This window comes from Desulfosporosinus sp. BICA1-9 (genome assembly GCF_000802135.1).
On sequence record NZ_JUEE01000177.1, the window covers coordinates 1 to 11,490 of the forward strand.

The 11,490-nt window shown below is 41.2% G+C and carries 13 protein-coding genes and 1 pseudogene; 2 read left to right on the forward strand and 12 right to left on the reverse strand.

Annotated features, from left to right (window positions below; translation table 11 throughout):
- The 7 genes from JL57_RS22360 to spo0A form a co-directional block, all read right to left on the reverse strand.
- Positions 1-589, reverse strand: a 589-nt coding sequence (locus tag JL57_RS22360; RefSeq protein ID WP_034144147.1) for a hypothetical protein, incomplete at its 3' end; no start/stop codon positions are given.
- A gap of 214 nt (positions 590-803) precedes the next feature.
- Complete coding sequence (locus JL57_RS22365; RefSeq protein WP_034144148.1) at positions 804-1,784, reverse strand: ABC transporter ATP-binding protein; 981 nt, start codon at positions 1,782-1,784, stop codon at positions 804-806.
- A 2-nt stretch (positions 1,785-1,786) separates the two neighbouring features.
- A complete protein-coding gene (locus tag JL57_RS22370) occupies positions 1,787-2,794 on the reverse strand; it encodes an ABC transporter ATP-binding protein (protein ID WP_034144149.1) in 1,008 nt (335 codons plus the stop codon).
- Positions 2,795-2,810: 16 nt separating this feature from the next.
- Complete coding sequence (locus tag JL57_RS22375; RefSeq protein WP_034144150.1) at positions 2,811-3,728, reverse strand: ABC transporter permease; 918 nt, start codon at positions 3,726-3,728, stop codon at positions 2,811-2,813.
- A gap of 4 nt (positions 3,729-3,732) precedes the next feature.
- Positions 3,733-4,671, reverse strand: a complete 939-nt coding sequence (locus tag JL57_RS22380) for an ABC transporter permease (RefSeq protein WP_034144151.1) — start codon at positions 4,669-4,671, stop codon at positions 3,733-3,735.
- 228 nt (positions 4,672-4,899) lie between these two features.
- Positions 4,900-6,531, reverse strand: a complete 1,632-nt coding sequence (locus JL57_RS22385; RefSeq protein WP_291300421.1) for an ABC transporter substrate-binding protein — start codon at positions 6,529-6,531, stop codon at positions 4,900-4,902.
- A gap of 387 nt (positions 6,532-6,918) precedes the next feature.
- Positions 6,919-7,716 carry a sporulation transcription factor Spo0A gene (gene spo0A, locus JL57_RS22390; RefSeq protein ID WP_034144152.1) on the reverse strand — a complete coding sequence of 266 codons (798 nt, stop codon included), beginning with the start codon at positions 7,714-7,716 and terminating at the stop codon, positions 6,919-6,921.
- A 437-nt stretch (positions 7,717-8,153) separates the two neighbouring features.
- Between spo0A and JL57_RS22395 the strand changes: the two genes are divergently transcribed.
- Entirely contained in the window at positions 8,154-8,342 is a 189-nt protein-coding gene (locus JL57_RS22395; protein WP_034144153.1) for a ferredoxin, read from the forward strand.
- Between the two features lie 55 nt (positions 8,343-8,397).
- Here JL57_RS22395 and JL57_RS22400 read toward each other — a convergent pair whose 3' ends face one another.
- The 5 genes from JL57_RS22400 to JL57_RS22415 all read right to left on the reverse strand — a co-directional run bounded on the left by JL57_RS22400 (position 8,398) and on the right by JL57_RS22415 (position 11,192).
- Positions 8,398-9,279: a DUF1858 domain-containing protein gene (locus JL57_RS22400; protein ID WP_034144154.1), complete on the reverse strand. Its 882-nt coding sequence runs from the start codon at positions 9,277-9,279 to the stop codon at positions 8,398-8,400.
- Positions 9,280-9,290: 11 nt separating this feature from the next.
- Positions 9,291-9,437, reverse strand: a complete 147-nt coding sequence (locus tag JL57_RS35220; protein WP_291300422.1) for a hypothetical protein — start codon at positions 9,435-9,437, stop codon at positions 9,291-9,293.
- 378 nt (positions 9,438-9,815) lie between these two features.
- Positions 9,816-10,304 (reverse strand): hypothetical protein, encoded by a 489-nt coding sequence (locus tag JL57_RS22405; protein WP_034144155.1) that lies wholly within the window; start codon positions 10,302-10,304, stop codon positions 9,816-9,818.
- A 199-nt stretch (positions 10,305-10,503) separates the two neighbouring features.
- The gene (locus JL57_RS22410; RefSeq protein ID WP_034144156.1) at positions 10,504-10,857 is read right to left on the reverse strand and encodes a hypothetical protein; all 354 of its coding nucleotides are present in this window, start codon (positions 10,855-10,857) and stop codon (positions 10,504-10,506) included.
- A gap of 140 nt (positions 10,858-10,997) precedes the next feature.
- Positions 10,998-11,192: a hypothetical protein gene (locus JL57_RS22415; protein WP_034144157.1), complete on the reverse strand. Its 195-nt coding sequence runs from the start codon at positions 11,190-11,192 to the stop codon at positions 10,998-11,000.
- On the opposite strand from JL57_RS22415, the pseudogene JL57_RS22420 reads away from it, so the two are divergent.
- A pseudogene (locus tag JL57_RS22420) lies at positions 11,140-11,490 on the forward strand (DUF3102 domain-containing protein); the annotation flags it as partial. The gene JL57_RS22415 and the pseudogene JL57_RS22420 sit on opposite strands and share 53 nt — an antisense overlap.

An 11,490-nucleotide genomic window follows, 5' to 3' on the forward strand; every position in this document is an offset into this window, starting at 1 on the left:
ATTTCAGCAAAGTCTGTAGATCACGTTTAATTTTAGTTAAGCACTCAGTCAGGTCCTTGTTATCATAACTATTGGTAATTCCATAATGGGTTAACTTATCATCACCGAAATCCACACTATCCGCTAAAAACCTTCTACACAATTCCTGATAATTAGGTTTTAATTGTTGTTTTTCTCTATGGATTGCCCTTTCTAAACGAATCTCATCTTCTAAGTTAATATAAATTGGGACCACATTAGGAGTGCCAAAATATCCTGCGAGATGTTTATAACCCTCTAATGTACCGATTATGATATAATTCTCATGTTCTAACTGAATTTGACCATCATCAATCGTACAGTAAACCCAAAGGCCATTCACTGTATTATAAGCCCTTTTTTCAATGATTAATCCTGCTTGATCATAGGTTTCTAGGCTTTCTTGATTGATGAATTCATATTGCACTCCATTAATCTCGTTACTTCTTTTAGGTCTTGTTGTGTATGGAATAATGGGTTTTAAGTTTAGGTCTTTATCCCTTTTTAGTTCATTAAAAATGGTGTCCTTACCTGAACTACTTTTACCTATTAAACAAATAATCTTCCCCATAAGTTCTCCTATACGCCCTATCCTACTTAATGAAACTTTATCATATGCTAGATTCCATATTATTTAGCTTATTCCTTTTTCTTATCTAAAGATTTTGCAGGTATTTCTTTTTTATGAGGCTCCTGTATTTACTATCTTGCGCCATAAAAGACGTCGACTACACTTACCCTTATGGAAAGTGTAGCAGACGTCTTTATGGCTGAAAATTCACCTTCTAAACTAAGTGGCAGGCAACGAAGTGCTCATTCCCCATATCTTTTAGTTCAGGTGCTTCCTTGGCACAAACCTCCATCGCATGGGGACATCGAGTACGGAAATAACAACCTGAAGGTGGATCAATGGGACTCGGCACATTCCCCTTGGGTACAATCCGCTGTCGTTTAGCTTCTACGTGAGGATCTGGAATAGGAATAGCGCTTAACAGTCCTTGAGTATATGGGTGCATAGGATTTGCATAAAGATCGTTACTGCTCGTAAGCTCAACAATCCGTCCCAAGTACATGACCGCAATGCGGTGCGAGATATACTTAACCATCGACAAATCATGGGCAATAAACAAATAAGTTAGACCCAGCTTGGCTTGTAATTCCTCTAACATATTAACAATCTGAGCTTGGATGGATACATCCAAAGCAGAGATGGGTTCATCGCAAATAATCAAACTGGGATTAACAGCTAACGCTCTTGCAATACCAATCCTCTGCCGTTGCCCACCGGAGAACTCATGGGGAAACCGGTTAGCATGTTCAGGGTTTAGCCCAACGATTTTAAGTAATTCATAAATTCGATCGGTTCGTTTTTGCCCGGTGGCCAATCTATGGATATCTAAGGCCTCAGCAACAATATCTCCTACCGTCATCCGGGGATTTAAGGAAGCATAGGGGTCTTGAAAGATCATTTGCATATTGCGCCGCAGCTCCATTAAGTCGTTTCCTTGGGCCTTCGTAACATCCTTGCCTTCGAAAATGATTTGACCGGCAGTAGGTTCGTAAAGTCGAATGATTGATCTTCCAGCTGTTGACTTACCGCAGCCACTTTCCCCAACTATGCCCAGAGTTTCTCCTCGTTTCACCTTAAAGCTGATTCCATTAACAGCCTGAACTACTTGTTGCTTTTTCGATAACAAACCGCCGCCTAAGGGGAAGTGTTTAACTAAATTATTGACTTCTAAGATGTAGTCTTCTCGTACTTCCATGCTTACACTCTCCCTTCCAGCTCAGCTACCTTGGGAGCCTGAGGATGTTGCAGCCAGCAAGCCACCTGGTGACCTTCGTCAAGTTGGGTGAATTCCGGTTTTTGCTCAATGCAAATCCGCATACTGTGAGTGCAACGTGGTGCGAATCCACATCCTTTAGGAGGATCAAGTAGATCAACGGGTGTACCAGGAATAGGAATAAGCTTCGCACTCTTATCCGCATCTAAGCGAGGAACTGATTTTAAAAGGCCCAAAGTATAGGGATGTTTCGGACGATAGTATATATCATCCGTATTGCCGCTTTCAATAATTTTACCGCCATACATGACGATTACTCTGCTACAAAGCCCAGCAACAACCCCTAAATCATGGGTAATCATAATGATCGAGGTGTTGATTCTACTTTTGAGATCTTGCATTAACTCTAATATCTGGGCTTGTATTGTCACGTCGAGAGCGGTTGTTGGCTCATCTGCAATCAGCAATTTAGGGTTACAGGCCAAAGCGATAGCAATCATGACTCTTTGACGCATACCTCCTGAAAATTGATGTGGATATTGTTTTAAGCGACTTTCTGGATTGGGGATTCCCACTAAGTCTAAAAGCTCAACTCCACGATCTGCTGCAGCTTTGCCAGTTAACCCTTCATGTCGCTTAAGCACCTCGGTTAGCTGTAAGCCTACCGTGAGCACTGGGTTAAGTGAGGTCATGGGATCCTGGAAGATCATACTGATATCTTTTCCGCGAATGGACTCCATATCTTTTTCGCTTTTCTTCAAAAGGTCCGCCCCTATAAAATTAACCCTACCTCCAATGATTTTCCCCGGAGGGTTAGGAATTAAACGCATGATAGACTGGACTGTAACACTCTTGCCGCAACCAGATTCTCCGACAATTCCAATTGCCTCTCCTTGGTCTAAGTGGAAGCTTACACCATCAACCGCCTTAACCTCACCTGCATAGGTAAAGAAGGAGGTACATAAGTCGTTAACTTCAAGCAAATGTCCCATATCTCATTCTCCTCCTCTACTTCCGCATTTTTGGGTCAAAAGCGTCTCGCAGGCCATCACCGACAAAGTTAAAAGCTAACATGGTTATCGCTATTGCTGCAGCAGGGAAAAATAAGGAATAGGGGTACGACGGAATGTTCATCCTGCCCTCTGCAGCTAAGGACCCCCAACTGGCAAAAGGAGGTTGAATGCCAATCCCGATAAAGCTTAAAAAAGCTTCCATAAAAATCGCCAATGGGATAGCTAAAGCAGACGTGATAATAATTGGACCCAGAGCATTAGGAATCAAATGTTTTAGCAAAAGCCGCGTGGTGCTAGCACCTAAGGTACGTGCAGCCAGAACATATTCCTGTTCCCGCAAGACCAAAATCTGGCCCCGTACAATCCTTGCCATTCCCATCCAGTTAACAATTCCTAGAACAATCATGATGTTTATTAAGCCACCCTCGCTTCCCAAGACGACCATGAGCAAAATTACATACAACAATTCTGGTACGCTATAAATTATATCAATAATCCGCATCATCAGATTGTCGATTCTGCCGCCAAAGTAACCGGAAATTCCTCCGTAAAATACGCCAATACTTAGGTTGATTAAGACCGATACAAAGCCGATGGCCAGTGAAACTCTTCCTCCGTACATTAACCTGGCCATTGTATCACGGCCCAGAGCGTCTGTACCAAAGGGATGAATCCAAGAGGGTTCAAGGTATTGATTCATTAAATCATTGTCCATGTAGTTGAATTTAATGAGAAATGGGCCAATAAATGAGAAGATAATCAGGCCGACCAGGGTTATTAGACCAGCCATGGCCAACTTATTTTTCTTAAAACGTCTCCAGGCATCTTGCAACAGAGTAGTACTGGGGCGGTTAATATGCTCGGCCGAAATTTGTGATATTGTGGGTTCAAATAAATTTTGTGCTAATTTCATATTACTACGCCCCTTTCTGACCCGTGAGTTTGATCCTGGGATCTATAAATGTATAAGCTATATCCACCAACAGATTAAATACCACTAAAAGACTACAGAACAAGACCGTCATGCCCATAATGGTAGAATAGTCACGGTTAGTAATCGAGGTAACAAAGAATTGCCCGATCCCGGGAATATTGAAAACATATTCAACGACAAAGTTTCCAGTAAGAATATAGGCAAAGAAAGGTCCTAAATAGGTAACAACCGGTAACAACGCGTTACGCATAGCATGTCTACCAATAATCACGCACCCAGGTAAGCCTTTTGACCTAGCTGTACGAATGTAATCTTGACTTAAGACATCTAACATGCTTGTCCGCATCAAGCGCGTTATTTGGGCAATAGGATAAGCCCCTAACGCGATCGAGGGCAAGACTAAATTTTTGAAAGCTCCATTATTCCAGCCAACTGGAGGAAACAAGCCAAGTTTGTACCCTAAATAATATTGTAAAAAAGTAGCCATAACAAAACTGGGAACAGAAACACCGATCGTAGCGATAAAGGTTGCCACACCGTCTGGAGTTTTGTTATGCCAGAGAGCTGCAATACTACCAAGTAGCAAGCCTCCACCGAGAGCAATAATTGTCGCCAAAAACCCTATGGTCGCTGTTTTAGGTAGTCCATCCTTTATCAGATCATTAACGGTTCTGCCTTCATAACGGAAGGTCGGACCAAGATTAAATTGAGCTACATTTTTCATGTAATCAATATACTGTTTGGAGAGCGGGTCATTCATGTGATAACGCTCTTCGAGGTTCTTCAAAACTGCCGGGGGAACCTGTTTTTCGCGAGAAAAGGGACCACCGGGAATTGAGTGCATGAGCACAAATGTAAGCGAAACAACTATCCAAAGTACAAGTACCGCGGATGCGATCCGCTGCAGTAGGTATTTTGCCATGTTCATCCTCCTTAGACAAGGATTTTTTAAATGCCCTTCGACTTGCCATTAAATAAAATCTTACTAATAATATTATAACCTGTATACGACAAAAATTAATTTAATTAAATGAATTAAATTAAATATATTGTTATTTATGAAGTAATTTTGTCGTTTACATACATATGAAATGGAGGTGGGTTGCATTATAGCCCACCTCCATTGTTGCATTATTTAATTATTATAGTACTATTCTACAGTTGCAAACTTGAAGTCTATTGGCCCTAAGGATGAACGGAATGCGCCTTTAACATTATCTTTAATAACCCAAGGTAGCGTATAGTAGTAGATAGGCATTATAGGCATATCTTCCATCAAAGTTTTTTCAGCAGCATGCATTGCTGGAATGCGAACCTTTTGATCGCCAGATTTGTTGGCAATCTCTTTAATTTGTTTGTCATACTCAGCATTGGACCAACCAGTTTGGTTATTGCCGCCACCAGTAACAAACATATCCATGAAGGTCATAGCATCAGCATAGTCACCAATCCAAGCAGCACGGGAAATATTGTAGTTAATTTTCTTTTGATTTTCAAGATAAACTGCCCATTCTTCGTTATGCAGCTGAATATCAATACCCAGGTTGGTTTTCCACATATTTTGGATTGCTTCAGCAAGCAGTTTGTTGTTGGAATTAGTGTTGTAAAGAATCGAAACATCTGCAGGCCAGTTCTTGCCATCAGGGTATCCAGCTTCAGCTAAGAGTGCTTTTGCTGCAGCAACATCTTCTTTGATATAGTCTCCGCCGACTGTGCGGAAGTCTTTGCCTTCTTCAACATCTACCATACCTGGCGGGGTAAACGCGTAGGCAGGCAATTGTCCACCTTTGACCACTTTGTCAATTAACATTTGACGATTAATCGCCATAGTTAAGGCCTTACGAACCTTGACATCGTCAAAAGGCTTCTTTGTAACATTAAAACGATAGTATGAGGTACCAATATATGGAGAAATTTTCAGGATCTTAGCTGCCTTGAGGCGGTCGATGTCCTCGATCGGAATATATTCAGTTCCGTCTAACTGACCGCTTTCAAAGGCTGTAAGAGCTGCTTTGTTATCCTCAATCAACTTGAAGGTGACTTCAGCGAGCTTAACGCTCTTAGCGTCCCAGTAGTTTTCGTTTTTGACAACAATGACTTGATCATTGTGTTTCCACTCTTGGATTTTGAAAGGACCGTCAGATACATAAGTCTCAGCCTTTAGTGCCCAGTCCTTGTTTGCTTCAACAACCTTTTTATTAACAGGGTACAGAGTATGGAAAGCAGTTAAGGCAATGAAGTAAGGCGTAGGAGCAGCCAAGGTTACTTCCAATGTCTTAGGATCTACGACTTTTATACCAACTGCATCAGCGGTACCCTTTTTGCCATTATAGTCTTCAGCACCCTTGATGTAGTAAAGTTGATAGGAATACTCAGATGCCAATTCAGGGGAAAGAGCACGTAGCCATGCAAATTTGAAGTCTTCGGCGGTGATTGTATCGCCGTTACTCCATTTGGCATCGCGTAATTTGAAAGTTATTACCGTTCCATCTGCGCTTTGTGTCCAACTTTCAGCGATACCAGGCGTTACCTTTTCACCTTCGCCAATGCGAACAAGTCCTTCAAATAATGCTGTTTGGATATGGGTCTCCGGAACACCAGTCGAAATGGCTGGATCTAAGGATTTGGGTTCTGCGCCAACGTTATAACTAGTTTTCATGACTTTTGCTGGGGCGTCTGGGGCAGCTGGTTGATTGCTTGAGCAACCTGTCAGAAAAACACTGATGGCTAGCAGCATAGCAACGGCCACGGTTAAGACTTTCTTCTTCTTAATTTTAAACACTCTCCTTTTATCTAATCTTATAGTTGTAAATACGGATATGGAAACAATGGGTTACCTTTATCCTCTCTGCTTCTATCGCTTACTGATAAGCAAAAGACACAATTCACCCATGTTATCCATACATGATAGTGTTCTGTATACGCGAACAAAATTCCTGCAATATTTTATTAATCGCTAGTTTTTATCATTAATATCTCCAGCTATATATTCTATGTTCGTCTTGTTTTCTGCGAATTAGTCAACTTATTACAATATGTTTGATGAGATCAATTTTTAGCTAAAAAGCACCAAGTTTTGGTGCTTTTGCGTATCAAAAACTCATTATAATTTATCCAATAGACAGATAAGTATCCAATAAACTTGATAATTACCACCCAATAGTCTTGCCTAGCTTACTTTACTCATAACTCTTAATTTATCAGCGAGCAGTGCTATAAATTCAGAGTTGGTGGGTTTTTGGCGTTCTATGTTCATAGAATATCCGAAAATTCTCTTCAGTGTATCCGTATGTCCACGTTCCCAGGCTAACTCAATGGCGTGACGAATCCCACGTTCAACCCTGCTGGGAGCAGTATCAAACTTTTTCGCAATACTTGGATAAAGTTCCTTGGTGACCGCACCTAATAACGAGACATCTTCCACTACCATCAAAATCGCATCTCGTATATATTGATACCCTTTGACATGGGCAGGAATTCCAATTTGATGCATCATCGTGGTTACCTCGACACATAAATTAAGCCCGCTTCCTACAGTTGTCACAATGGGATTATTCGTTGAAAACTGAGTTGGAGCAGATGTCGGTAGGTCCTGGGATAAAGAACGGATACGTTTGCTGAGAATATCCAAATCGAAGGGTTTAAGAATAAAATAGTCAACACCCAGCATCATAGCTTGATGGGTCAGCGATTCCTGTCCAAACGCTGTTAACATGATAATTTTTGGTCGGGACATGGTCGTCCGGGCATTGATTCGCTCTAATACTCCCAATCCATCTAAATTTGGCATGACTAAATCGAGAATAATTAAATCAGGCTCCTGAGATTGAATTAGTTCCCAAGCCTCTAAACCGTTATTTGCAACTCCGACAACCATTAAATCCTCCTGACCTTGGAGGAAGTTTTGTAACATTTGACACAAATTCCGATTATCATCCGCAATAATAATTTTAATCTTCTTACTCATTCAACGAATACCACCTTAACTGTATTCCGGACATCTTTTTGCTTTATAAGTGTCTGTCTTCTTCCGGTGCACTTATTATACGATATGGTGGATGTCGAAATCGCAAATAATAAGGTAATTGTGAAAAGTGATAATAATATTATCAAAGTCTTACCAGCTATGGCTTTATGGATATTTATGGATATTTTTATTTAACGCAAATTCTACATCATTTTTCGGTCTTGAAACATACGCTGAGTTTAAAAACGAATATACATGAACATGATCGACTTAAAGCAGAATGTAACACCAATTGAATTATATGTCTTATCTGTCCTATAATACCATTAAGGGTAATTAGCACTATCTTCGAAACATATGATTTTATGTTACACCAGGTGAATAGTTAGCTTTTGACTAGGGAATAATATTACAGATTCGTGAAAGGAGGATACATAATGATTGCTGCAGTAGACAAAGATGCGTGTATTGGGTGTGGAGCTTGCCCTGAATTCTGTCCAGAAGTCTTTAAAATGGAGGATGACGGATTAGCAGTCGCTTATACAAACCCTGTTCCCAGTGATTATGAAGCAGCTGCCAAAGATGCAGCTGACGGCTGCCCTACAGACGCCATACACGTTGAATAGTTGAATAGTTACTAAGACAGTCAAAGCGGATGATCAACATCCGCTTTTTACTGTCTTAATGCCTTGCTTTCTCTGCAAATTCATGTAAGCCGTCTATACCGATTCGATCAATGAGCCGTCCTATCCGCTCCTGAGGTTTTGCATTTTCCTTATAGAAGGAAACGACCGCATCAACAACTGGCAAAATTTGCTCCCTCTGTAGATTTTCTAAAAGGATATTTCCTTGCCTTGGTTTGACTCCGCCATTCCCTCCTACATACAGATGGTAACCTTTACTGGTACCCATTAATCCTAAATCAACTGAAGCAGCATCAGTACATTTATTCGGACAACCAGCAACTCCAATCTTAAATTTAGAAGGTAATTCCATGCCATGATAGAGCTTATCGATTTCCATTCCTAAGGCTAAGGTTTCTTGTAGCCCTCTCTTACAGAATGTGTCTCCTGGGCAAACTTTCACACTTCGTACACATAACCCAACTGCATGCCCAGGATCCATGCCGAGCTCTTCCCATACTTTCGGGACATCTTCTGGTTTCAAGCCAACAATGGCGATTCTTTGAGCAGAAGTCACTTTGAGCGCTTGGGCATGATACTTTTCCGAGACATCTGCAATTTTACGTAAGATTTCTGGGGTTACGACCCCTGCCGGGATATGTGGAGCAATGGAATAGGTCTTTTTATCCATTTGTAAAATTGACCCTGGCGGTTGAGCCTTGGCAGCTGCTTCAAGAGACATTTCCCCTTGTTCTACTGAATTTACCTTTTCTAACAAAATGTTGGGATCAAGGTTATGCATTTGGGCAGCATTAGCTAAGGTTTCATTGACGGAAAAGGAACACCCGAGACAGTGCAGACCTAATTCCTGCATCGCTTCAGCGGTTTTAGGATTTGTTGCCATAATATCTTTTAATTTCATTTCTAGTGTAAAACGCATCGATTCATCCCCTAACCATGTATGAGCATTGGTAAACAACGCGTGCATACATGTTTTTCTTCTCCTTGATGGACATAAGTAAGCACTGGAGTTAATTCACTAGTTGTTCCACAATGGGCACACTCCAACTCTAGATTCTCTTTTTTTACGTCTGCCATTGATATGACCCCCTTCTTTATGTTCACTAGTGTAACACGGTAACTTGCGCTTTTATGTGACTTCAGACAGTATCTCAGTGTGTGTTTCCGCACGCCTTGCACTAGAAAAATTGTATTCAGCCTCAGTGTTAGCAATTAGCAATGAAACTATTCAAGACATACGGGTGACTATAAGGGATTCAAATTATAAAATAAACGTATAAAGTAAAAGAACACAGTATCCCAGTTAGGAATATCCGTGTTCTAAGCATGGTCCTTGAAAATTCAGTTTAGTTGCTAAACAGATACAGAATTACCCCAATAAATAAGAGTATTACACCCACATATAATCGCATAGGAACTACTGTTGGTTGAATACCAGCTCCCTGTTTATCAGGCTTAGCTCGAGACTGACCATCCATCATGATCCCCCCTCACAAACGAGAGGTTGTTAATCTGCTTAATTCCTTGAATACGCCAGCCCTTTTCTGTTTGCTTCAAACTCATAGAGAACATTGCTTGTTGAACTTTATCAACTGACGACGTCCAAGAAACGCGCACAATAATCGCTTGCGAGCCATCTAACTCTGAATTCATAAATTCAACTTTTTGTAACGATAACAACGGATCCCCATTTAACCTAGACTCCCAAGCTTTAAACTCATTTTCGTCAGATGACCCCTGCACAACAAGTATCAAATCACGAGCAAGATTAGTTTGACGCAGATCCATCAGTTTCCAAAATTGCTGAATAGTCGCTCGAGGGGAACTTCCAAATTGAGGATCTGCTAGGGTTGATATCACCGTTTGAGGAGTTTTTAGGGTGATTATCGTGACCATACAAAAGAATGATATCCCAAGTAACCATAAATACCGACTTTGACGCATGATTTCCCTCCTTGCTTGTCTCTATAATACATTCTAGGAGGGAAGAGTCACTTTCAGACCACTTTAGCGAAAAACTTTTCTCAAAACATTAAGTACAAATTCCGGTAACCGTACGTAATAGATTCTCATAAGCTTATGCCTCCTTATATTGTTGAAATAGTACTTATTGGTAATCTATGCAGAAAAATTACTTATGCACCTATGAGATTCCTTGGTAATTTTTAACTACCTCTTCCAGCTGGGCAACAAGTTTACGTTCTTCATCCGTATTCGCAGTAAAATAGAGCCTACCAATAATGCCCGTAATTAGTTTAAGCACATCTTCTAAAACTAATTTTTCCTTCATGGCCAACTGTGCACTCGTCTCAATCAAGGCAATTCCGAATTGATGACCTACCCCCTCTTTAATCATACGCGTACAGCTTTTACCTAATAAGCGCATCACCAAAGAAGCTTCCTGAACATCTAGTTGACGAACCGCATCAATCGTTGTCGTTAATCCTTGAACCAGACGTAAGCCCACACTATTCCAACTAACTTGTTGGTTATCCATCATATGCCCCCCCTAAACATTCAGTCCCGTGCCATACTATATGCCTCATGAATGCAAGGGGTGAAAAAAAGAGCAGAGAAGGCAAAATACCTTCTCTACTCTTTTTTTCGTGGTTCAGCCGAGTTTCTCCTTACTTTGTATTAAGGCCCGAATCCTCCTATTGCATGGAGTCCATGTTTAATGCTTTCTAAGCCAATCGTACGACTTAAATTCATTCTTTGAACACTGGCACTGATTTTTCGTAAAGCTTTAAATTCTTGGAGTTGAGCATTACTGATAAGTAAAATCATGCTTACCAATACCATCGAGGTCGGCAAGCGCCTGAAGGAGGCCAAGGCCTTGCTCCCGCATGGAGAATGGGGAAAATGGTTGGTCGAATCGGTGAGCTATTCCCAGCGCACAGCCAACAGGCTGATGCAGCTCTTTGAAGAATAAAGAGATAAACTATTCGCTGCCGGCGATGACGGCGACAGGTCAAATTCGCCGGCGCCGGCGAATTTGACCTACTACCAGGCTCTTCTCCTGCTGGGGATTCCGGAAGATGAGCGGGAGAAATTTAGCCTGCAGCATGATGTAGAAGATATGACCACCCGGGAGCTGGATCAGGCTCTCAAAGAACGGAATCAAACCGCT